General features: G+C 52.1%; 21 protein-coding genes, 1 pseudogene and 2 riboswitches. Of the genes and pseudogenes, 14 read left to right on the top strand and 8 right to left on the bottom strand.

Annotation, left to right across the window (positions count from 1 at the left end):
• Positions 1-340: 340 nt before the first annotated feature.
• Both lgt and NWF31_RS00105 read right to left on the bottom strand, forming a co-directional pair.
• Positions 341-1,216: a prolipoprotein diacylglyceryl transferase gene (lgt, locus tag NWF31_RS00110; protein WP_258358468.1), complete on the bottom strand. Its 876-nt coding sequence runs from the start codon at positions 1,214-1,216 to the stop codon at positions 341-343.
• A gap of 119 nt (positions 1,217-1,335) precedes the next feature.
• On the bottom strand, positions 1,336-1,722 hold the full coding sequence (locus NWF31_RS00105) for a rhodanese-like domain-containing protein (RefSeq protein WP_258358467.1): 387 nt from the start codon (positions 1,720-1,722) through the stop codon (positions 1,336-1,338).
• 271 nt (positions 1,723-1,993) lie between these two features.
• Here NWF31_RS00105 and NWF31_RS00100 point away from each other — a divergent pair, with 271 nt between their 5' ends.
• From NWF31_RS00100 to NWF31_RS00080, 5 genes are all read left to right on the top strand, one after another.
• The gene (locus NWF31_RS00100; RefSeq protein ID WP_258358466.1) at positions 1,994-2,497 is read left to right on the top strand and encodes a hypothetical protein; all 504 of its coding nucleotides are present in this window, start codon (positions 1,994-1,996) and stop codon (positions 2,495-2,497) included.
• A gap of 18 nt (positions 2,498-2,515) precedes the next feature.
• Positions 2,516-3,196: a hypothetical protein gene (locus NWF31_RS00095; RefSeq protein ID WP_258358465.1), complete on the top strand. Its 681-nt coding sequence runs from the start codon at positions 2,516-2,518 to the stop codon at positions 3,194-3,196.
• A 565-nt stretch (positions 3,197-3,761) separates the two neighbouring features.
• Complete coding sequence (locus NWF31_RS00090) at positions 3,762-4,949, top strand: FTR1 family iron permease (RefSeq protein ID WP_258358464.1); 1,188 nt, start codon at positions 3,762-3,764, stop codon at positions 4,947-4,949.
• A 103-nt stretch (positions 4,950-5,052) separates the two neighbouring features.
• Positions 5,053-5,613 (top strand): iron transporter, encoded by a 561-nt coding sequence (locus NWF31_RS00085; RefSeq protein ID WP_258358463.1) that lies wholly within the window; start codon positions 5,053-5,055, stop codon positions 5,611-5,613.
• Between the two features lie 80 nt (positions 5,614-5,693).
• Positions 5,694-5,864, top strand: coding sequence for a DUF1540 domain-containing protein (locus tag NWF31_RS00080; protein ID WP_141262799.1), 171 nt, complete (start codon positions 5,694-5,696; stop codon positions 5,862-5,864).
• A 71-nt stretch (positions 5,865-5,935) separates the two neighbouring features.
• Here NWF31_RS00080 and NWF31_RS14465 read toward each other — a convergent pair.
• From NWF31_RS14465 to NWF31_RS00055, 5 genes and pseudogenes are all read right to left on the bottom strand, one after another.
• Positions 5,936-6,310: pseudogene (locus NWF31_RS14465) on the bottom strand (ABC transporter ATP-binding protein); the annotation flags it as partial.
• A complete protein-coding gene (locus tag NWF31_RS00070; protein ID WP_258358462.1) occupies positions 6,231-7,859 on the bottom strand; it encodes a pyridoxal-phosphate dependent enzyme in 1,629 nt (542 codons plus the stop codon). The gene NWF31_RS00070 and the pseudogene NWF31_RS14465, both read right to left, overlap by 80 nt.
• Positions 7,860-7,952: 93 nt before the next feature.
• Positions 7,953-9,092: a trans-sulfuration enzyme family protein gene (locus tag NWF31_RS00065; protein WP_258358461.1), complete on the bottom strand. Its 1,140-nt coding sequence runs from the start codon at positions 9,090-9,092 to the stop codon at positions 7,953-7,955.
• 102 nt (positions 9,093-9,194) lie between these two features.
• On the bottom strand, positions 9,195-10,331 hold the full coding sequence (locus tag NWF31_RS00060; RefSeq protein WP_258358460.1) for a trans-sulfuration enzyme family protein: 1,137 nt from the start codon (positions 10,329-10,331) through the stop codon (positions 9,195-9,197).
• Between the two features lie 60 nt (positions 10,332-10,391).
• A riboswitch (SAM riboswitch) is annotated at positions 10,392-10,500 on the bottom strand.
• 142 nt (positions 10,501-10,642) lie between these two features.
• The gene (locus NWF31_RS00055; RefSeq protein WP_258358459.1) at positions 10,643-10,780 is read right to left on the bottom strand and encodes a hypothetical protein; all 138 of its coding nucleotides are present in this window, start codon (positions 10,778-10,780) and stop codon (positions 10,643-10,645) included.
• Positions 10,781-10,844: 64 nt separating this feature from the next.
• Here NWF31_RS00055 and NWF31_RS00050 point away from each other — a divergent pair, with 64 nt between their 5' ends.
• The 6 genes from NWF31_RS00050 to NWF31_RS00025 all read left to right on the top strand — a co-directional run bounded on the left by NWF31_RS00050 (position 10,845) and on the right by NWF31_RS00025 (position 16,774).
• Positions 10,845-11,654, top strand: coding sequence for a HesA/MoeB/ThiF family protein (locus NWF31_RS00050; RefSeq protein ID WP_258358458.1), 810 nt, complete (start codon positions 10,845-10,847; stop codon positions 11,652-11,654).
• The gene (locus NWF31_RS00045) at positions 11,632-12,546 is read left to right on the top strand and encodes a 4Fe-4S binding protein (protein WP_258358967.1); all 915 of its coding nucleotides are present in this window, start codon (positions 11,632-11,634) and stop codon (positions 12,544-12,546) included. Before NWF31_RS00050 ends, NWF31_RS00045 begins: the two co-directional genes overlap by 23 nt.
• Positions 12,533-12,781, top strand: a complete 249-nt coding sequence (locus tag NWF31_RS00040) for a sulfurtransferase TusA family protein (protein ID WP_258358457.1) — start codon at positions 12,533-12,535, stop codon at positions 12,779-12,781. The genes NWF31_RS00045 and NWF31_RS00040 overlap by 14 nt, the downstream gene beginning before the upstream one ends.
• Positions 12,778-12,978: a sulfur carrier protein ThiS gene (thiS, locus tag NWF31_RS00035; RefSeq protein ID WP_258358456.1), complete on the top strand. Its 201-nt coding sequence runs from the start codon at positions 12,778-12,780 to the stop codon at positions 12,976-12,978. Before NWF31_RS00040 ends, thiS begins: the two co-directional genes overlap by 4 nt.
• 83 nt (positions 12,979-13,061) lie before the next feature.
• The gene (locus tag NWF31_RS00030) at positions 13,062-14,252 is read left to right on the top strand and encodes a M20 metallopeptidase family protein (protein WP_258358455.1); all 1,191 of its coding nucleotides are present in this window, start codon (positions 13,062-13,064) and stop codon (positions 14,250-14,252) included.
• A gap of 365 nt (positions 14,253-14,617) precedes the next feature.
• Positions 14,618-16,774: a spermidine synthase family protein gene (locus NWF31_RS00025; protein ID WP_258358454.1), complete on the top strand. Its 2,157-nt coding sequence runs from the start codon at positions 14,618-14,620 to the stop codon at positions 16,772-16,774.
• A gap of 135 nt (positions 16,775-16,909) precedes the next feature.
• Here the strand turns inward: NWF31_RS00025 and NWF31_RS00020 are convergent, their stop codons facing one another.
• Positions 16,910-17,170: a DUF2933 domain-containing protein gene (locus tag NWF31_RS00020; protein ID WP_258358453.1), complete on the bottom strand. Its 261-nt coding sequence runs from the start codon at positions 17,168-17,170 to the stop codon at positions 16,910-16,912.
• Positions 17,171-17,485: 315 nt separating this feature from the next.
• On the opposite strand from NWF31_RS00020, the gene NWF31_RS00015 reads away from it, so the two are divergent.
• The 3 genes from NWF31_RS00015 to NWF31_RS00005 all read left to right on the top strand — a co-directional run bounded on the left by NWF31_RS00015 (position 17,486) and on the right by NWF31_RS00005 (position 20,841).
• On the top strand, positions 17,486-18,610 hold the full coding sequence (locus NWF31_RS00015; RefSeq protein ID WP_258358452.1) for a mechanosensitive ion channel family protein: 1,125 nt from the start codon (positions 17,486-17,488) through the stop codon (positions 18,608-18,610).
• Positions 18,611-18,754: 144 nt separating this feature from the next.
• Positions 18,755-20,008: a double-cubane-cluster-containing anaerobic reductase gene (locus NWF31_RS00010; RefSeq protein WP_422880228.1), complete on the top strand. Its 1,254-nt coding sequence runs from the start codon at positions 18,755-18,757 to the stop codon at positions 20,006-20,008.
• Between the two features lie 213 nt (positions 20,009-20,221).
• Positions 20,222-20,321: riboswitch (purine riboswitch) on the top strand.
• 28 nt (positions 20,322-20,349) lie between these two features.
• Positions 20,350-20,841: a (2Fe-2S)-binding protein gene (locus NWF31_RS00005; RefSeq protein ID WP_258358450.1), complete on the top strand. Its 492-nt coding sequence runs from the start codon at positions 20,350-20,352 to the stop codon at positions 20,839-20,841.
• The last annotated feature ends 228 nt before the right edge of the window (positions 20,842-21,069 follow it).

Genomic DNA, 21,069 nt, shown 5'->3' with positions numbered 1-21,069 from the left:
GGTCGTTTTTCCCGACCGGCGTTACAACTTCCCGGGCGATTAAGTCTATTGAAATCTATTGCAAATAACACCTTCCTTTTGGGGTGATTAGCCGTCCTGTCCGGTACATTATAAAAGCCTTCCCCTTTCTTTTAGGGAAGGGGAAGGCCGGCTCCTTGGTTTCAACTGGGCAGTTTAACGTCATGCCCGGGACTAAATTCAGCAACCTTCTTTGCAATGGGCAACTGCCCTCAGCATCCAGCGCTTCCTGGTCAATTTTGATCCCCCCTCGTGGTGTTAGGCTATATAAAATTGTACTAGAACCTGGTTTATCCTGTCTATAGTTTGCGGCACGGAGATCTTATGGTCCCAGGCTATAAAAGACTGCGAGGGACAGGCCAATCAATAAAACCAGGACTAAAAGTTGCACCGCAAGCCGGTCTTCGATAGCTGCTACCAGGCCCCGGAGTTCGGCTGTTGCAGTCACCACGGGAGCGCCGGAGTTTTCCGGCGTCCCCGTACGTTTCTTCAAGATCATACCGGCCAGGGCGGCAGTAGCAATAAACACCAGGCTGGTCACATGGGCTACGGACAGGGGGCCTAACACCAGCGGGTTGTAACGTACAAACTCTACTAGTCCCCTGATGGCAGCATAGAGGATAATAAAGTGGATAAAGAGCTGGCCTTCATAGGTAATCTTTTTCCTTCGCCGCCACAGGTAGAAGAAAAGGAGGTAGTCCAGGATAAACTCATAAACCTGGGCCGGATGGAGCAGTTGCCCGTTCACCATAACCCCCCAGGGCCAGGCTCTGCCCATTGGGCGGCCGAAAACGTCACAACCTACCCTGCCAATAGCAATTCCCAGGGCCAGTCCCGGTGCTACAATATCGGCCAACCGCCAGAAGGGCATGCGCTGGCGCCGGCAAAAGATTAGGCCCGCTAAAATACCTCCGATCAGCGCTCCCTGGATGGAAAGACCGCCAGCCTGGAGGTGAAAGAATTGCCATGGATTTTGCCAGTAATAGACAGGGTCGGCAATAACTACGTAGCCGACCCGGGCGCCGATAATACCTAAAATAAGGGCCAATAAAGTAAAATCAAGGACCTTATCTTCGTTTAAACCTTTCCGCCTGGCCTCCCGTAAAATGATAAAGACGGCTGCCAGGACGCCCAGAGCGATCATAAAACCGAAAGTGTTTATTGGCAAGGGACCTAAAGAAAAAAGAACCCGTCGCATTCGCTACCCCTCTAACTTTAGCATCTTCCTTTAGCCTCTTCCTGCCGGCATCCAAATATTTCTCCCCGTTACCTGGTTACCGGCCCACTTTCTGGTGCGATCCCTGGGGCAACTTTGTCCTAAGCCAGTTTTTTAACAGGCGATCTCTCCAGAAACGCTCCATTCAGGTCGATATACTCGCTAATACCACCATGAAGAATAGCAATTCTATATCCTAACAGGGTTAGCAGAGCCCCTACCAGCGAGGCTCTCTGTCCGGTATTACAGACAAGTAGCAAAGTCTTGTCTTGAGGAATGGATTTCATGGCGACGCTAATCTGATCCCAGGGTAGATTCCAGGAATATCTTATTCTTACTGCTTGGAAGGCATCGGCATTACGGATATCCAAGATGACCATATTTGCACAGGGCCCGTTCAGCAAAAGTTCATCCAGTTCACCAGCTTCAATATAAATCCGTTGGGAGGTAATTTGTTCTAGGACTTCCCTGGCTTTAGCTGGTTCCACTTTGGATGCCTCCTCGTCGCTATTGACTACCCACTACCGGTATCCTATCCCGATTATATTTATCAGGCTATCAGGTGTCAAGGAACTTCACAAAAACTACAAAATCTTAGCACATCATATCGGTCCCGCCGGCCGGGTTTAACTTGAAAGGCAGGGTTAATTCCTTTTGCCGTTGCAAGGAGTTTTTATACTATCTACTATTTTGCATCAAAAACATATCACAATTAGCAGCTACAATAGAGACAACAAAATCACGACAGGAGGCGGTTGAATGAGTGCAGCTAAAAACCTGGGCCTAAAATCAGCGGTAATAACCGGGATCATAGCGGCTTTCGCCCTGGTGGCTTTCTATTTCTTGCTGGTTGGTATCAGCTCCCGTTCATGGCAACATAGCCTTGAACTCCTGAGCCAGGATCGCTTTTATGTTGGGGCCATTGCGGCCGGGTTTGGGATTCAGGTAGGCATTTTTAGTTATATCCGGCAACTACAAAAACTGGTGCGGGTAGACGGTGCAGGCGCAGTGGCTGCTTCGGGCACCGGTACCTCGACAGTTTCCATGCTGGCTTGCTGCCTGCATCACGCCGGGGATTTGTTGCCTGTTATTGGCGCTTCTGGGGCGGCAATCTTTTTTGAACAGTACAGGTATCCGCTTATGTGGCTGGGTATCAGTATCAATTTGCTAGGTATTTATCTCATGATACGGCTCATCGCCAAAAATAACCTCTGGCCATCACGGGTGGCGGCCAAAATTACGGTACCCCCGGTTGCCAGGTAGAGGAAGGTGGAGCAAGCAATGAAAAAGCACAGAAGGCTGTTTTTTACAATTATTGCCAGTACCGTCATCGTGATAGCTGTCTTCCTATCCGGCTGCGGACAGAGCCAAAAAGAAGTTAAAGATGTACCCCAGGTTTCCCAGCAGCAGGCAAATACTGGTGGAACAACTGCCCCGGAAAATTCCCAGACAGGTGAGGCTGGAGAAGAAAAGCCAGCGGCCACCAAAAGCCAGCCGGAAACTAACCCCGAACAAAATAACCAGGATAAGAGTCAAAAGCCGCCAGGCAACCGATCGCAGCTACCCCGCAGGCCCTCTGATACCAGGTTTTATGAACGCCAGGATTCCCAGGGCGGTATTGGGGTTGAAGTTATCTGGTTAACACCTGAATATTTGCAAGCCCGTGGACAAAAATTGACTCCAGAGGAGGAGAAGGACCTGGCTACCAACTTTGTTTTTAATATAGCCTTGACAGCTCACGCCGGCAACCTGATGGAATTTAACTTTAGCGGAAACACGTCTTTAAAGGTCAACGGTCGCGATGCCGGGCAGGGTACCTGGGAATTTGTTAACCAGGATTCCCATCATCCGGAAGGCATGATCCGTTTCAAAGTTCCTGCCAACGAACCTGTAAGAGAGTTAACCTTAAGTATCAATAACCTAGGTGGTGTACCAGTACGCGAGTTTAAGTGGGAATTATAGGGCCAGTTGCCCTTTTAGTCCGGACGAAAATACACACCCCCGTTTAAAGGAAAGTCAGCAATATTGCAGGCCAATTAGCAGGCGTATTGGCAACTGCTTACGCCTGTTTTTTGTTTAATCCCGGTCTGGATACTCGGCTCCCGCCCAGAAATTTACTTTTCAGGTAACCCATTATCATACCTGCTCCCGACAAGTCGCCTCTTTAAATAAAATTGTTTTTACCGGATAGCTTGACATTGGCAGGAGTGGTCAATATAATTAATAACGTAAATAATGAAAATCATTATCAATGAGAGGGGGGCGCGCTTGAGGTTGAGGTTTTTATGAAGCCATATTAACATAGATTATTACAGGCTTTATATTTTTTCAATGAGAATGAGATCCAATATCAACCGAGTTGAAAATCCATGGCCCGGCGTTTTCTTTTTGCTGGCGGCATTGTTTTTCCTGTTATAACTGTCAACGGCCAAGGCGCCGCCTTTGCACCGGCAAAAGGAGTTTTGGGCTGGCTTAAGGGCTCTACGGGGCAATAGTAGAGAATTTTGACAGAAAGTGGGTAGGGATAATGCGCCGATTGATGCTAACCATGCTGGTACTGATACTTATCCTGGCCTGGCAAAGCACGGGCCTGGCGGCAATGTCATGGAAAAAAGTTGCCCGGGACATAGATGATGTCTTACAGCAATCCCTGAATGCCTACCGGCAGGGAGATGTAGAGAAGGCCAAGGGCCTGGTTAACGATGCTTACTTTGACTTATTTGAAAAGGAAGGCATGGAAAGGGCGATATTGTCCAACATTTCAGGTCGCCGGGCTGCCGTGCTGGAATATGAGTTTAGCAACATTAAAAAGATGATGACTAACCAGATGCCTGTTGCCCAGGTTGAACGGGCCCTAGGGGAACTGGTTGTGATGCTGCGGGAAGATGCTGCCCGGCTGGACGGTACGGAACAAAACCCCTTTGAGATATTCCTTTCATCCTCTCTTATTTTAATCCGCGAAGGCTTTGAAGCTATCCTGATCATCGGTGCCATAGCCGCCTACCTGATCAAATCCGGTAACGGCCACAAAGTAGGTACCATCTACTCCAGCTCCGTCCTGGCTGTGCTAGCCAGTCTCCTGACGGCCATAGCTTTTGAAATAGTCTTCCGCGTCAGCGGTGCCAGCCAGGAAATCCTGGAAGGCATAACCATGCTGCTGGCAACAGTAGTCCTCTTCTCCGTCAGCCACTGGATGGTAGGGAAGGTCGAAGCCAGGGCCTGGCAAAGTTATATTGAAGACAAAGTTCATGGTTCGTTGAGCAGTGGCAGCACCCTGGCCCTGGGGGCCGCTGCTTTCCTGGCCGTCTACCGTGAAGGGGTGGAAACGGTACTCTTCTACCAGGCCTTATTAAGTAACACCGGCGGCGCCACAGGTATGATTTGGCTGGGCTTTGCCCTGGGTTGCGTGGCCCTGGCCGCCGTCTTCCTGCTGATCCGTTACGGGAGTTTAAGGATACCTCTAAAGCCTTTCTTCCTGGGCACCAGCCTCCTGCTTTACTACCTGGCTTTTGTTTTTGCCGGCGATGGCGTTAAACAACTGCAGGAAGCCGGAGTTGTAGGCGTAACGCCTGTACCGGGCGTTCCAGCAATAGACCTCCTGGGGATTTACCCCACCTGGCAGACCCTTTTTCCACAAATAATTCTCCTGGCGATGGCAATAGGCGGGGTTATGTATCAACGGCGGAATGACAGAAGCTTCTCGGCAAGGGAATAACAAGATGGCTATGTGTTTAACGTGAGTGGCGTGAAACTTCACTGCCGGCGGGGTATATACGAGGCTGGGAGGAAAATTTCTCCCTGCCAAAGGGAGGAGCAAAATGAAAAGCAAGAAAATGCCTATCATCCTATTGATGGTTCTACTGGTAGTGGCGGCCCTGATTGTGGCCGGATGCGGTAGTAAACAAGCAACACCCGGCACCGTCCAGAATAGCGAGAATAAAACCGAGAGCCGCGCTGAAGCAGGTAAAGCAAATCCAGACCACGTTAGGGGCGTCCAGGAATATCCCATAGGTGATGAAAAAGATGTGGATGGACTAAAAATTGCTGCTGTCTACTTCCAGCCGGTAACCTTGGAACCAGCCGTAGCAGGTCTTGCGCCGGATAAAGCCGACATCCATCTGGAGGCTGATATTAAGGCTACCCCTGATAACAAAACCGGCTTTGGCGTCGGCGAGTGGGTTTCCTACCTGAACGTGAAATACAAGCTGAAAAAATTGGATAACGGGCAGGTTATAGAGGGGACCTTCATGTCCATGAACGCCAGCGATGGCCCCCACTACGGAGCCAATGTCAAGATGCTGGGGGCCGGCAAATATGAGCTAACTTATATTTCGGAAAGTATATTATTAGCCGTCACTACGGCAGGCTTCCTGGCTTAGCGGCTTTCTCCCAGAGCTGACAGGTATTTTTGTGCATAAATTAACCTTTAGAGGGCATTCTAGCGGAGGAGGTGATAGGAGTGCCCCGTATCAAGTGCTCGGTAGACGATTGCCTTTACCAGGAAGGAAGCGAGTGCAAGGCATCCAGTATCCAGGTTCGCCCGACAGCTATGGATCACATGATTACTGTATCCGACGATACGGCATGTGGAACTTTTGTCCCCCGACATACTATTACCATGAAAAAGTAAGAGTTAAAGGCTCTGCCACCAGGGACGGAGCCTTTAATCTTAAGTGCACCGGTATACCACATTACTGGTGTTCAGATATAGTATTCCAATTCTTCCTTGTGTTTCATCTGGAAGGTAGTAAAGATCTGGTCTCGGATGTCAGCAAAATCTGAGCGGCTGCGATCCCGGGGCCGGCTGATATCAACAGGGATTATGCTTTTAATCCGGCCCGGGTGGGCGGTAAAAAGTACGACCCGGTCCGCCAGGAAGACCGCCTCGTCAATATCGTGGGTGACGAAGACGATGGTCTTTTGTTTTTCCTGCCAGATACGCACCAGTTCCTCTTGCATTTGGATGCGGGTGATGGCATCCAGCGCGCCTAACGGTTCATCCATAAAGATGACATCGGGGTCCACCGCCAATGCTCGAGCGAGGGCTACCCGCTGCTGCATGCCCCCTGATAGCTTTACTGCGGTCCCGGCGGGCAAAAGCCTCTACCGCCAGCCGTGCGACTTTAAGGGCATCTTCCTCCAGGGTTTCCGGCCGCTTTGGGTCAAAGGGAATATGTACCGCCCCGGGGATGCGGTTGGAGTTGCAGGTGGTGATCACCTGGGTGCCGAAGCAGTCGGCGATGATCTTCATGCCGGGAATAACGCATTGCATGTCCACCACCACCGCATCCACCGCCCCGGTGCCCAGGGCCAGTTCCTGGCCCATAATATTGGTTACGGTGGGGATGCCGTAGCGTGCCAGCAATTCGTCGCCGGTGCAGCACATGCCGCCAATCACGATGCCTTTGGCCCCCAGGCTCTTAGCCAAATCCTGGATTTCCGGGGTGGCTATTTTCTCCAAGATTTTTTCCACCATCACGGGGGAGTGGCCGTGCACCAGGATGTTAACGTGGTCTTCCCGCAGGATGCCGTAATTCACCGTGGCCAGTTTGGGCCGGGGGATGCCGAACAGCATCTCGGTGGCCAGAGAGCTGCCGAACAGGGTGCTGTAGCAGTATGCCAGGGCGGAGCGGAGTTCCTGTTCCGCCAGTGACATCCAATCACTGGTACCGCCCAGGGTGGTCATGTGCAGGGTTTCCATGATCTCATAGGCGGCCGAACGCGGCAGCACGCCGAGGGTTCGCCAGGTCTCCAGCCTTTCCGCCGGGGCGTAGGCTTCCAGGGTGCGCAAGGGGCCCATGGTCATCCGGCCCAGGTCGTCCAGCAGCACCTGGGCCACCTCCCGGGCTACTTCCTCCAGCTTTCGCCCTTTTGTTTGAAGCCCCAGCCGCCGGGCCACGTCCCACACCCGTTCTTCCCCTTTGAGGGGAAGGTGGGCCTTACCCTCCGCCGCCGCCATCACCGCCAGGATAACTTCATGGGCGTGCCGGCCGCGAGCCGCCATGCCGGCCACCAGTGCCCGCACCAGGTTGGCCATACCAGGAATGCGCTCCTTTAACACCTCGCCGGCACCGGTAATGGTACCGCCGGTCCCGACACCGCAGACCAGGACGTCCAGCCGCCCGTCGGTATCGGCGTAAATCTCCTCTGCCGTGGTGCGGCGGTGGACAGCCGGGTTGGCCGGGTTTTCAAACTGCTGGGGGATAAAGGCCTTGGGATATTCGGCCGCCAGTTCTTCCGCCCGGCGGATGGCACCTTTCATCCCCTCTGCTCCCGGAGTAAGTACCAGTTCGGCGCCGTATCCTTTAAGAAGCTTGCGGCGTTCCAGGCTCATTGTTTCCGGCATGGTCAGGATCAGCTTATACCCCTTGGCAGCGGCTACCATGGCCAAACCAATCCCCGTATTGCCGCTGGTCGGTTCAATAATCACCGTCTCCTTATCCAGGAGTCCCCTGGCTTCGGCGTCTTCGATCATGGCCAGGGCAATCCGGTCTTTGACGCTGCCGCCGGGGTTAAACAGTTCCAGTTTCACCAGCACTTCCGCCGTCGTCCGGTTAATGCGGTTGAGCCTGACTAGCGGCGTTCCTCCAATGAGGTCGACGACGCTCTCATAAATGCGCCCCATTAAAAAATCATCTCCTTGGATAAATATCAATTTTCCAATCAAAATACACGGATTTAATGGCAAAGCAATTTTATCACTTTAATATGCTTTAAATCAAGGGGATTTCAACGCCTGCTCCAGGTCGGCTTTAAGATCCCCGGCATCCTCCAGCCCTACTGAAAGGCGTACCAGATCAGGAGTAATCCCCAGGCGATGTTTAAATTCTTCCGGCAGGCTACCATGGGACATAGTAGCAGGCAGGGTGATAATACTCTCTACTGCGCCCAGGCTGGAGCCGATGACCGGCAGGCGCACCTTATTGATTACCTGGCGGGCTAGTTCTGGTGTGGCCAGGCGGAAAGACAATACACCTCCGGCGCCGCGGGCCTGCCGGAAATGTACCTCCCGGCCAGGATGGCCTTCCAGGCCAGGATAATAAACGGCCTTTACTTGCGGGTGACCGGCCAGCCATGTTGCCAGGGCCGTGGCGGTTTGCTCTTGCTGGGCTAGACGTACTTTTAAGGTCTTAATACCGCGCAGGATTAGCCAGCACTCGTGGGGTGCCAGCACTGCTCCCAGGGTGTTCTGGAGCAAAGCCAGCTCACGGCCCAGCCCGGCATCCCGGGTGACAGCCAGGCCGGCCAGGCAGTCGCTGTGGCCCCCCAGGTATTTGGTAGCGCTGTGGACCACCACGTCAATTCCCAGTTCCAGGGGCCTTTGCAGGTAGGGCGTCATAAAGGTGTTGTCAGCTATGGTTATGAGCCCGTGCTCCCTGGCCAGGGCGGCGGCGCGGGCCAGGTCGGTAATTTTCATCAGCGGGTTGGAAGGGGTTTCGAGGTAAAGCCCTTTCGTGGTGGGATGAATCTGGGCAGCTACTGTTTCCAAGTCGGTAGTATCGACAAAGGTAATATCCAGGCCAAAGCGTTTGAAGACGCTGGTCAGGGCCCGGTAGGTGCCGCCGTAGATATCCTGGGAGACGAGGAGGTGGTCGCCGGCGGAAAAGAGGCTCAAGGCTGCCGTGATGGCCGCCATGCCGGAAGCGAAAGCAAAGCCGTAATTACCTCCTTCGAGATCGGCGATAGCTTCTTCCAGGGCCCGCCGGGTAGGATTGCCTGAACGGGTGTATTCGTATTCGCCCGGTTGCTCAAGACTCTCCTGGGCAAATACCACGCTCTGGTGGATGGGGATACTCACCCCCCCGGTGGCAGAATCCATAGATAAGCGGTGATGGACCAGTCGCGTTCCTCTCTGCATACTTTGTTTACCCCTCTTCTTTAAAGTCCTTGCTTGCCTGGCGTTGATTTCAAACCGCCGCCCAGGGTAAAAAGGACTTCTTTTTTCGTCCTGGCCGGCAGATTAACAGGCCAGGGCCTGTTCCAGGTCGGCCTTGAGATCGTTAAAATCTTCCAGTCCAACTGATAAACGTAACAAACGATCATTGATGCCCAGTTTAAGACGCATTTCAGCAGGGATTTCGGCATGGGTCTGGCGTTCCGGAAAAGTGATCAGGCTTTCTACCCCACCCAGGCTTTCCGCAAAGGAAATAATTTTTAAGCGGTGTAAAATCTGCTCCACCAGTTCGGCATGCTTGACTTCAAAGGAAAGCATGGCCCCAAACCCGCTGGCCTGTTTCTTACATATTTCGTGACCGGGATGATCGGGTAGGCCCGGATAATAAACCCTGGTCACTAGGGGGTGTTCGGCTAGCCACCGGGCCAGCTCTAAAGTGCTGGCCTGGGCCCGCTCCAGGCGTACGGCCAGGGTTTTCAAGCCCCGGATTACCAGCCAGCAATCCTGGGGACCCGGAATCGCGCCGATGGTATTCTGGATAAAGGCAAGTTTTTCGCCGAGATCCTCCCGGGCGGCTATCGCTATCCCCATAACTACATCATTGTGGCCACCTAAATATTTGGTGGCGCTGTGGACCACCAGGTCCGCTCCCAATTCCAGGGGGCGCTGCAGGTAAGGGGTCATAAAAGTATTATCCATAATAGTCAGCAGGCCCCGCTGGCGGGCCAGGGCCACCACGGCGGCAATGTCGGTAATTTTCATTAAGGGGTTGGTAGGTGTCTCCAGGAAGATGCCTTTCGTATTGTTCCTTATTGATGCAGCCAGGGCAGCCAGGTCAGTAGTATCTACAAGGGAAAATTCCAGCCCCCAGGGAACCGCTACCTGGTTGAGCAGCCTGTAAGTACCGCCGTATAGATCTTCAGAGACTAACAGGTGGTCGCCGGGCCGGAAAAGGCAGAGAACGGCGGTAATGGCGGCCATGCCGGAGGCAAGGGCCAGGGCGCGACAGCCTCCCTCCAGCCCGGCCAGGCCTTCTTCCAGGACCTGGCGGGTAGGGTTACCCGTCCGGCTGTACTCAAAACCGGTACTCTGACCAAGGGCCGGGTGACGGAAGGTAGCAGACTGGTAGATAGGCGTGCTGATAGCTCCTGTTTTACTATCATATCCTACTCCCAGCTGGACCAGCTCTGTAGCCAGGTGCATTTTATCAAACTCCCCTCATGACAAAATAAAAGCCCTTCGCAGAAGAAGAGCTTTTTTTAACTCTCATCTGCCAGGAGAAATCCTGCAGGAATTGGCACCGTACCTGGGTTCTGACAGGCCGGTTGCCGGGCTTCATTGGGCCAGTCCCTCCGCCAGCTCTCGATAAGAGTTTCCGGGGTATTTGTTTTTTGAGTTTTTTTATCGGCTTAGTTATATTTATTATATCCTCTATATCTAAAGCGTCAAGAGGAGAAGCTTAGAGAAACTTTTCCCGATTTCGGGGTTAACGCCGGCTTAAAAGGGCGACAATGTTAACCGGCAGGGTAGCCAATGAAAGAAAGCCGTACCAGCAGGCTAGTTTCGGTAGGGTTGTACCCTGCCGGCATCTGTTCCGGGATGGAGGTATGTAACAGGATGACGAGGAGAAGAGAGAAAATTGTCTTGACCACCCTGATGCTCCCTGATATAATCTAAAGAAAACCGATAAATTAAGTGCAGATTGGAGGGCTAAGAATGGCCTTAACCAACGAAGAAATAGAACGTTACAGCCGGCAGATTATTTTACGCAACGTTGGCGGCCGGGGTCAGGAAAGGCTTAAACAGGGTAAGGTATTGATTGTTGGTGCCGGCGGCCTAGGTTCCCCCGCAGCTTACTACCTGGCGGCTGCCGGTGTAGGTACAATCGGTATAGTTGACAGTGACGTAGTAGACATATCGAATTTACAGCGCCAGATCCTCCACAGTACTGAACGCCTGGGGCGGCCTAAAGTAGAATCGGCCCGCGAGACATTGCTGGCCTTAAATCCTGCCCTGACAATTAATACTTACCCTTTGCGTTTGGGTAAAGATAATATTTTAGACATTATCCGTGATTATGACGTGATTGTCGACGGCGTTGACAACTTTCCCACCCGCTATTTACTAAACGATGCCTGTGTCATGACCGGCAAGACCCTGGTCGAGGGCGGGGTGCTGCAATGGGACGGCCTCGTAATGACCATCAAACCCGGACAGGGGCCCTGTTACCGCTGTATTTTTCCCGACCCACCCCCGCCGGGAGCCATACCTAGCTGCCAGGAAGCAGGGGTTATCGGTACAGTGCCGGGGCTTATCGGGGCAATCCAGGCCACGGAAGTAATCAAGATTTTACTTGGGATTGGGGATACCCTGACCGGCCGGCTCCTGATTTACAATGCCCTGGAGATGCGCTTCCGGGAAGTTAAGGCCGAACGCAATGGTAGTTGCCCTATCTGCGGCGACAACCCGCGCATTCGCGAACTGGAAGAGTATACCTTTGTCTGTGCGACAAAATGCGAAAGGTGAAATCATCATGGCCCTGGATTTTCATGAACTCAAAAAGGGCGGCTTTATCAAACAACAAGGCCGCGATCTTTTCCTGATGCGCCTGCGGGCCATTGGCGGTCATTTAACATCTAGGGATCTGGAGAATATCGCCAGGATTGCGGCTAAATATGGCCGGGGGGAGGTCCATTTAACCACCCGCCAGGGGGTGGAAATACCTGGGGTCAGGCTGGAACAATACCAGGAATTGATTGCCGAGGTCAAGGCCTTGAACCTGCTTCCGGGGGCCTGCGGCCCGCGGGTACGCTCCATTGTCGCTTGCCCGGGCAAGGAAATTTGTCCTAACGGTGTCATTGATACCCGGGCTATTGCCGGCGAACTGGACCGGGCCTTCTTCGGCCGTGATATCCCGGTGAAATTTAAAATGGCCGTAGCCGGGTGTTATAACGCGTGTACCAAACCCATGGAAAATGATGTCGGTTTACAGGGTGTTGTTTACCCGGAACTGGTGGCCGGGCGCTGCAGCCTTTGCGGGTTATGCCAGTCCATCTGTCCCGGTGGTGCCATTAAAATAATGAATGACAGGGTGAGTATGGATAGGAAAAAATGTCACGGCGACGGTGCCTGCATAGCTTCCTGCCCGAACAATGCGTGGGTAACGGCAACCACAGGTTTTGTAGTTTACGTCGGTGGTAAAATGGGCCGCAATCCCCAGCTGGGGTATAAAATGTTTGAGTTTGTACCAGAAAATGATGTCGTTCCCCTGATTAATTCTATAATCGTAGTTTACGAAGAGAAAAGGAAGGGGCAAGAACGCCTGGCAGATGTTATCAGGCGCCTGGGACCTGAAGTGTTCCGGGAATTAATCCCTTATTCCGGCCGGGAGGAGGTCGCTGCCGGTGGCGGAAATTAAAGCGACTAAACGGCTGGATATTACCGGGGACTGCTGCCCTATAACCTTCGTTAAAACCAAGCTGGCCCTGGAGGAGATGCAGCCAGGGGAAATCCTGGAGGTTTTATTAACCGAAGGAGAACCGTTAAGTAATGTGTCCCGGAGCCTGAAGGCAGAAGGCCATAAAATTCTCCAGGTAAAGAAAATCGGCGCCAATATTTATTCATTAATCGTTGCAAGGGGAGAGGAACAATGAAGATTATTTTCAACCGGCAGGAAAAAGAAGTACATAAAGGTATTAACGTAAAGGAATTAGTAGAACAGCTAAATTTTGATCCTGTTACTGTTGCTGTTGAGGTAAACGGGCGCCTGCTGCTAAAAGAGGAGTATAATTATCCCCTGCAGGAAGGTGATAAAGTAGAACTTGTCTTAAATATGGGCGGGGGAGTATAATGAAAAATATAAATGCCCTGCCAGGTTTTACATTTATTTGACCCGGCAAGGCAAATCAATCAAGGAATCAAGGTGACTCCCTGTTGGTAGAAAGGGATTACTACCTGGCAGAAGCGCAAAAACTCAAACCGCAGCTGGTCGCCTGGCGGCGGCAGTTGCACCAGTACCCGGAACTGAGTTTTGAGGAAAAAGAAACGGCCGCCCTGGTGGCAGAGGTGTTAGAGCAACTTGGTTTGAAGGTTAGGACCGGTATCGGCGGTACCGGGATTATCGGTATCCTGGACGGGGCTAAAGAAGGCCCTGCCGTGGCCTTAAGGGCGGATATGGATGCCTTGCCCCTCCAGGAGGCTACGGGGGTGGAATATGCTTCCCGCTGCCCGGGCCGGATGCATGCCTGCGGCCATGATGCCCATATGGCCATCGTTTTAGGGGCGGCGAAGCTGCTAGCAACCCACCGCCGGGAACTCCCCGGCCCGGTGGTTTTCCTTTTTCAACCGGGGGAGGAATTACCCCCTGGCGGGGCTCGTCTACTGATTGAAGCCGGAGCCCTGGCCAACCCACCGGTCAAGGCCATCTTTGGCCTCCATGTAACTTCAGCCCTGCCGGCAGGTACGGTGGGCATCCGACCGGGAGCTGCTATGGCGTCGGCCGATAACTTTACTATTAGGATCAAGGGGCGTACCAGCCACGGTGCTGCACCCCACCTGGGCGCGGATGCCATCGTCGCTGCCGCCCAGGCGATCCTGGCTTTACAATCTATTGTCGCCCGCCGCATTGATCCGGTGCAGCCGGCCGTGCTGACCATCGGTACTATTAATGGTGGTGAGAAAGAAAATATTGTTGCTGGTGAGGTAACCATGACGGGCACTACCCGGGCCTTAAACCAGGTTACCAGGCAGCAGCTGGAAAAAGCTATGCGGGAGATTTTGGCCGGGGTGGCGGCCGCCAGCGGGACGGAGATTGAACTGGATTACCTGCGGGGTTACCCGCCGCTAATAAACGATGCCAGGCTCACGGAGCTTTTTCGCCGGGCAGCCGGGGAAATCCTGGGGCCGGAAAAGGTTTTCGAACTGGCGGCCCCCTCCATGGGTGCCGAGGATTTTGCCCGCTATGCGGAAAAGGTCCCGGCAGTATATTTTAACCTCGGGGCAGCCATCCCGGGAGAGGCTCCTTATCCCTGGCATCATCCCCGCTTTAATATCCAGGAAGATTGCCTGCCCATTGGCAGCGCCCTGCTTTCCTGGCTGGCCATCAAGGCCCTGGCTGATTTCTAACCGAGTTTTACTTAAGGTTGTGCCTTCCCACCCGGCAGGAGCGGCTTTTTGTAAAGCCGCTCTTACAATACCAAGACCAGGGACTTTACCCTTCAAAATTTCTCCTTTTTTTCTTCATGATGTCTTCACAGTTGGGGGCTAGAATAGAATAGAAGCCAGTTTAAAGGGAAACTGTAGTAACAGGCGTTCACTCAAATAATAAAGAATTTATTAAGAAAAGAAATTGCACCTAATTTGGAAGCCAGGATAACTCCCTTGGCTTTCAACTGTTTTAACTTGAATTTAGCGGGAGAGAAAAGATGCACAAGTTTATGAGGTTGGGAATTTCTTTATCGGCAGTGTTCGTGGTCTCAGGGGCTCTCTTTATGTACGAGGTTATCCTAACCCGGATATTCTCGGCGATAATGACCTACCATTTTGTCTTCATCGTTGCTTCGGTGGCCATTCTCGGTCTGGGTCTGGGGGCCATGGATATTTATAAAAAAGTGAAGGAATTTCCGCAAACGGATGGGCAACAAATATGGGACATAGGAATTCGTTCCGTAGTTTTCTTGGGGTTTACGCTGCCGCTGCTCACGTTATTTTTTTACAAATTGCCCTTTCAACCCCTAAATTTATTTGTTTACATTGCTTTAGCCGTACTTCCCTTCGTACTGGGCGGTAGGTTTTTGTCTTGCTCGTTCAGTGTACTCAGCAAGTACTCTTACCTGCTGTATTTTGGCGATCTCGTTGGCGCCGGGCTGGCTGCCTTTGGCGTGGTTACGCTGTTGAACACTGTTAACCTCATCAGGTTGACAGTTTACCTTGGCGAAGCTATCTTATTGATTTCCCTGTTGTTAAACCTTGCTATTATTAAAAAGCGCTCCCGGCGAAAGGTTTTGGCTGCTCTCGGCGGGGTTGCCCTCCTTGCCGTCCTGGCCGTATCCCCCCTACCTGAAGTACTGGCGAGGGATTTTTCCGCCTACAGGGGCATACCGAAGATGATCGGCCTTCTCAAACTCAACGGCGAGCAGCCGGTTGTTGAATATTCTTCGTGGGATGCTTTTGCCAGAACAGACGTAGTCGCCACTAAAGACCCGAACGAAAAATTGGTACTCATTGACGGCGGTGCTGCGGCTCCCATGGTACGCTTTGATGGCAACCTGGCAGGGGTCCAGCAACTGAAAAAAGAAGCCGGCTACCTCGCTTTTGTACCCGAAAAGCCGCGGCGCGTGTTAGTAATTGGCAGTGGAGGAGGCATTGACATTCTCCTTGCCCGCCTGGGGGGCAGTGAAGATATCACTGCCGTGGAGATTAATCCAGGCAGTGTAGCGGCTGTACGTAAGTTCAGCGATTACAACGGGAATATTTATGATTTGCCGGGAATACGCACCTTTATCCAGAATGGCAGAACCTTTATAGATACTACCAGCGAACAGTTTGATGTTATCTATCTCTCGAAGGTCATGACCCAGGCCGCGGAAGGTACGGGATACGCCCTTTCCGAAAACTATATCTACACCCGCGAGGCTATACGTTCATATTTAAATCATTTAACACCTGACGGCCGGCTGGCGTTCGTCCTGCACGGCCCTGATGATTTGAGCAAGGCGCTGGCAACGGTCATAGCTGTTTTAAAGGAAAGCGGTGTGGCAGATGAAGAAATAGCCAGGCAAGTCTTGATTGCCGGCACACCCGGGGAACATCATGACCAGGAAGTTAGCTACCCGCTTCTCCTGGTTAAAAAGGCACCATTTGCCCCGGATGAGCTGGCGGCCATCACCGCCCGGCTTAGTGAGGCGCAATTGCAGTTGGAGCAATTATTGCACTATGGGGAAATTGGCAAGACTGCGGCAACCGTCGTCACCGATGACCGACCCTTTTTCTATAATGTCGATAATACCATACCCTTCGAACTGTATATTCTCCTGGCCCTGGTCTTGCACCTGGGTTGGCGCTGGCTGAAGCATGCCACAGGCGGCACCGTGAAGAATAAAAAATCATTACTGCTGTATTTTGGTGCCCTAGGTGTGGGTTTCATGCTGCTTGAGATCGCCCTGGTGCAGAAATTCGTTTTGATCCTTGGTCATCCAACCCTTGCCTTTACAGTAGTTGCTGCTACCCTCCTCATCGGCGGTGGTCTGGGTAGTTTGCTCGGCCAGGTGGCCGCTGTTCAAAGAGTTTTAATGAGGCGAAGGTGGCTGCCGGCTTTTCTTGTGGCCGTGCTGGCTATACTGACCGGTGTTGCTGGACCCTGGATTTTTTCGACAGGCGCAGCTCTAGCGACCAGTAAAACAATCCTCACCATCTTCACCCTTTTTCCTTTAAGCGTAACCCTGGGTTTACCATTCCCGACCGGCCTGCGTTCCTTAAGGGAGGAGGGAAGGGAGGATTTTGTACCGTTAGCCTGGGGCATAAATGGTTGGTTTTCTGTAATCGGGTCGATTATCGCCATGATGGTTGCCATTACCGCCGGCTTCCGAATGGTCCTTTTTGCCGGGGCGATAATATATGCGCTGCTTGCTTATCGCTGCCGCCGGTGATTACCTGGACGTGAGGAAGAGAGGTGACTGCACCTATAATGCAAGATACTAAATATCTGTGCACACAAAATTGCCTCTTATAATGACAGGAGCGGCTTTTAACATAGCCGCTCTTGTTCATTATTTTATTCTAGCTTATTCTATCTGGGTTTTTCCTGCTTGGGGCTGATCATTTTTGCTGGTAGCCTTTTGCTCCCCATGCTGACATTCACCATGATTATGACCGCGCATCATGAAAAGGTGCATCAGGGGACAAAGTAAGAATAACAGCCATGCCCAACTACCACCTGCAGTGCTGCCACTTGCAGCTGCACCGCGAGCCAGTAAGAAAAATACGGCCACCATCATCAGGCTACAACCCAGGAGCATTAGTAGGCCGTGCTTTCTGTGATTCATCCTCATCTCTCCTCTTAGAAGTGAATAAGACATAAATCTAGTCCCAGCATATTACCCTATATGGGTATGTGTCAAGACGAGTATGCGATCTTTCAGACTTTCTTCATATTTTCTTCATAATATCTTCATAACCGGCGTTGACGGCCAGAGCGAGAAGAATGGGAGTATAAACGGCAGCTAAAGCGATCGACAGAAGAGTATTTAGCGAGTAGACACGTCCCGGTACGTGAAAGGAAAGTACTTGAAAGGCGTATACTATTCAAATACTATTATGATAATAGCTCGCGCGTTCAGAGCAGGGGGGTAAACTTCAGCGTGGAAAAAATCCTGTCGTTATGGAGCAAGGTGCGGATTCCCGATTTTTTAAACCTAATATATTCTAAGCCCCAGGGCTTCTTCTGGAACACTGCAGCAGCAATTATCATACTTCTGCTGTTTCTTGGCTTAAGAAATGTCCTTGCAAGACAGCTGTGTAGCATGATCTTTAGAATAACCAGGCGGACGACCGCTGACCTGGATGATCAAATGGTGAAGTCCCTGGAAAGGCCGTTGCAGAACTTCATTGCCGTCCTAGGGATTTACCTGGCCTTGACTATACTGCCCTTTAACCAGATCCAGCACCTCTGGTTCCTTAAAATGTTTCGTTCTTACCTTGTTATTCTCGTTGCCTGGGCTCTCTATATCCTGGCGGGCCCTGATTCGGCGTTTTGCCGGGAGCTAAGGCGGAATTTTGATATCAACAATATTTTAGTACCCTTCTTGTCCAAAGCCATAAGGTTTGTCGTTTTCGCTATAGCCCTTATGGTTATCGCTGTGGAATGGAATTATAACATCAGCGGGCTTGTAACAGGCCTGGGCCTGGGTGGGCTGGCCATTTCCCTGGCCGCCAAGGATACACTGGCCAATATGTTCGGGGGCATGGTTATTTTCCTGGATAAACCCTTTACCATTGGAGATTGGATAAGCACCCCCAGCGTAGAAGGAACGGTGGAAGATATAACTTTTCGCAGTACGAGAATACGCACCTTTGCCCATGCCCAGGTCACGCTCCCCAATGCGACCCTGGCCAACGAGCCTATAACCAACTGGTCGCGGATGGGAAAACGTCGCATAACGTTTCACCTGGGGGTTACTTACGACACCAGCCGGTCCAAACTGGAGAGGTGCATTCAAGCTATAAGGACCATGCTGGAAGGGCACCCCGGGGTTAATAAAGAAAAGATATTGGTTTATTTCGAGAGGTTTAATGAGAGCAGCCTGGATATACTCCTCTATTTTTTTACCAATACGACCGACTGGCAGGAATATTTAAGCATACGGGAAGACGTAAACTTCCGGATAATGCAGATTTTAGAGCAGGAAGGAGTTTCCGTAGCCTTCCCCAGCCGGAGTGTATATATTGAGAAGATGGAAAGGCAGCTTGAAAAAGAGGGGAAATAATTGTAGAGTGCTATTATGACAAAGGTTGGGCAATATAACAAAATGGAATATAAAATATAAAGGATAATCAAGATAAAAGGCGAAAATAACCAGGTATAAAATTACCTGGAGGAGTTGATCCCTTTGAGTGATGCTTACCGGGAGATGTGGCGGGTTTTAGGGCTGGACCTGGAAAGGCATGACGTTTTTTTAGGGGCGTTGCCCGGTGCCTTTAGCGAGGTTTTTTTACTGCAGGAGAACCGCCCGGAGGGCATGGCCTATTTTGATAATCTTTTAGGCGAGGCCCACGGCAGGAGGGTCCAGGAAGTTTTAGAGCAGAAAAAAGCCGGACGCGTGGTGGCCGGTACCTTTTGTGTTTTTGTGCCGGAAGAACTTATCCTCGCCGTTGATGGTGTTAGCGTGGGGCTCTGCGCGGGGACCCAGTTTACCGTCCCCGCCGGGGAACAAGTTTTACCGCGTAACCTGTGTCCCTTGATTAAGTCCCTGGTAGGCTTTAAACTGGAACGGATTTGCCCTTATTTTCAGCTTGTCGATTTTCTTATTGGTGAGACCACTTGTGATGGTAAGAAGAAGACCTGGGAAATTCTCAATGATTATGTTCCTACTTATGTAATGGAGTTGCCCCAGCGTAAGGAAGCCGCCGACCTGGCCCTCTGGGAAGGTGAAATTTACCGGTTAAAAGAAGAAATCGAAAATCGGTCGGGGCAAAAAATCAGCGCCGGTAAGCTAAAGGTCGCCATCAAAAAGACCAATGCCCGCCGTGCCGCCCTGCAGCGCCTGTATCAAGCCCGCCGGGCCGACCCGGCACCCATTAGCGGGAAAGACGCCCTCTTAATTTCCCAGCTGGCTTTCTTTGATGATCCCGAACGTTTCACGGCGCAAGTCAACGCCCTTTGCGATGAGCTGGAGGATAGGATTGCCTGGGGCGAAGGGGTCGCCCGGAGAAGGGCGCCGCGCATCCTGGTGGCCGGGACGCCCATGCCCTTACCTTACTGGAAGCTGCACCACCTGGTAGAGACGGCAGGGGCGGTGATAATCGGGGAAGAAACATGTACCGGCACCCGTTACTTCGCGGGGATGGTACCTGAAGACGGCGAAAACCTGGAACGGCAGGTAAAAGATCTGGCCCGGCGGTTGCTGGACATCAACTGTGCCTGCTTTACTCCCAATACGTCCCGGGTTGAAGACATCCTGCGCCTGGCCAGGGAAGGAAAGGCCGACGGGGTGATTTATTATTCCCTCCAGTTCTGCCAGACTTATGCCCTGGAAGCCCGGCAGGTAGAAAAAGCCCTCCGGGATGCGGGGATACCGGTATTATGCCTGGAAAGTGATTTTAACGAAAAAGACGCGGCCCAGCTGCAAACGCGGATTGAGGCATTCTTGGAAATGGTAGCTTAAAGTGGCTGCTCCTGCCTCTGCAGGAAAAAGTTTTTTAAACAGGAAGGGGAAGGCATTCGGCCTTCCTTTTCCTGCGTTTACAGGAGCCTGTAAATGTGGTAATTGGCAGAAAATATGCCCTTCTAATATGATAAACACAGGGATACAACATAAAACAAAACTTATGCCCCGGCGTAAAAATAAAGTTTTTAGCAGGATTTAAGTTATCTTTGCCGAATATAACTTTAGTAAACTCGTATAACCCCGGCGATGGGGCCGGGGGTCTCTACCAGGTGACCGGAATCACCCGACTACGAGGCAGGCCGTCAGCTGGTTTCTTTTATATCAGGGAGGTAGGCGCAATGCCCGGGTTGAAACTTACCATCAACGGCCGCGTTTATCAGGTGGATGTCTCGGCAGATACGACTCTGCTGGAACTCCTGCGTGATTATTTGGGCCTCACCGGCACCAAGGAAGGGTGCGGCAAGGGGGAATGCGGCGCCTGTACAGTGATCATGGATGGCCTGGCCGTGGACTCCTGCCTGATACCGGCGGCCAAGGCCGACGGGGCCGAGATCCTTACTATCGAAGGTCTGGCCTCGCCCGATGGCAGGCTCCACCCCTTGCAGGAATCCTTCATCAGCGAAGGGGCCGTCCAGTGCGGCTTCTGCACACCGGGTATGATCATGAGCGCCAAGGCCCTGCTGGACCAGAACCCCTACCCTACCCGGGAGGAAATTAAAGTCGCCCTGTCGGGCAACTTATGCCGCTGCACCGGGTATGCCAAAATTATAACCGCCGTGGAAAAGGCTGCTGCTGTCATGGGAACGGAGGCTGACAAGGAGCAAGGGTAATGTTTTCTGTAGGTGGGGAACCGGGGTGAGGCGTCCTGTCCCGGACGGTTTGGGCGGTGCTATTGTCTCCACAGGAAAGGGAGGAGTAAAATGGCTTCTTCGGCAGTGGGAAAGAGCATAAGCCGGGTGGATGCCGTGGCCAAAGTTACCGGGAAAGCCAGGTATACCGGCGACTTTTTTACCAGGGACATGCTGGTGGGAAAAATACTGCGTAGCCCTTACGCCCAT

The organism is Neomoorella sulfitireducens, from assembly GCF_024733845.1.
GTDB classification, from domain to species: domain Bacteria; phylum Bacillota; class DSM-521; order Neomoorellales; family Neomoorellaceae; genus Neomoorella; species Neomoorella sulfitireducens.
This window is presented reverse-complemented; position numbering and strand designations above follow the sequence as displayed.

What these genes read in the sequence shown, in the direction of transcription:
- lgt (WP_258358468.1), bottom strand. Translation starts at nt 1,216, where the DNA reads ATGCGACGGGTTCTTTTTTCTTTAGGTCCCTTGCCAATAAACACTTTC.
- NWF31_RS00100 (WP_258358466.1), top strand. Translation starts at nt 1,994, where the DNA reads ATGAGTGCAGCTAAAAACCTGGGCCTAAAATCAGCGGTAATAACCGGG.
- NWF31_RS00095 (WP_258358465.1), top strand. Translation starts at nt 2,516, where the DNA reads ATGAAAAAGCACAGAAGGCTGTTTTTTACAATTATTGCCAGTACCGTC.
- NWF31_RS00090 (WP_258358464.1), top strand. Translation starts at nt 3,762, where the DNA reads ATGCGCCGATTGATGCTAACCATGCTGGTACTGATACTTATCCTGGCC.
- NWF31_RS00085 (WP_258358463.1), top strand. Translation starts at nt 5,053, where the DNA reads ATGAAAAGCAAGAAAATGCCTATCATCCTATTGATGGTTCTACTGGTA.
- NWF31_RS00070 (WP_258358462.1), bottom strand. Translation starts at nt 7,859, where the DNA reads ATGGGGCGCATTTATGAGAGCGTCGTCGACCTCATTGGAGGAACGCCG.
- NWF31_RS00065 (WP_258358461.1), bottom strand. Translation starts at nt 9,092, where the DNA reads ATGCAGAGAGGAACGCGACTGGTCCATCACCGCTTATCTATGGATTCT.
- NWF31_RS00060 (WP_258358460.1), bottom strand. Translation starts at nt 10,331, where the DNA reads ATGCACCTGGCTACAGAGCTGGTCCAGCTGGGAGTAGGATATGATAGT.
- NWF31_RS00050 (WP_258358458.1), top strand. Translation starts at nt 10,845, where the DNA reads ATGGCCTTAACCAACGAAGAAATAGAACGTTACAGCCGGCAGATTATT.
- thiS (WP_258358456.1), top strand. Translation starts at nt 12,778, where the DNA reads ATGAAGATTATTTTCAACCGGCAGGAAAAAGAAGTACATAAAGGTATT.
- NWF31_RS00025 (WP_258358454.1), top strand. Translation starts at nt 14,618, where the DNA reads ATGTACGAGGTTATCCTAACCCGGATATTCTCGGCGATAATGACCTAC.
- NWF31_RS00020 (WP_258358453.1), bottom strand. Translation starts at nt 17,170, where the DNA reads ATGAATCACAGAAAGCACGGCCTACTAATGCTCCTGGGTTGTAGCCTG.
- NWF31_RS00010 (WP_422880228.1), top strand. Translation starts at nt 18,755, where the DNA reads ATGTGGCGGGTTTTAGGGCTGGACCTGGAAAGGCATGACGTTTTTTTA.
- NWF31_RS00005 (WP_258358450.1), top strand. Translation starts at nt 20,350, where the DNA reads ATGCCCGGGTTGAAACTTACCATCAACGGCCGCGTTTATCAGGTGGAT.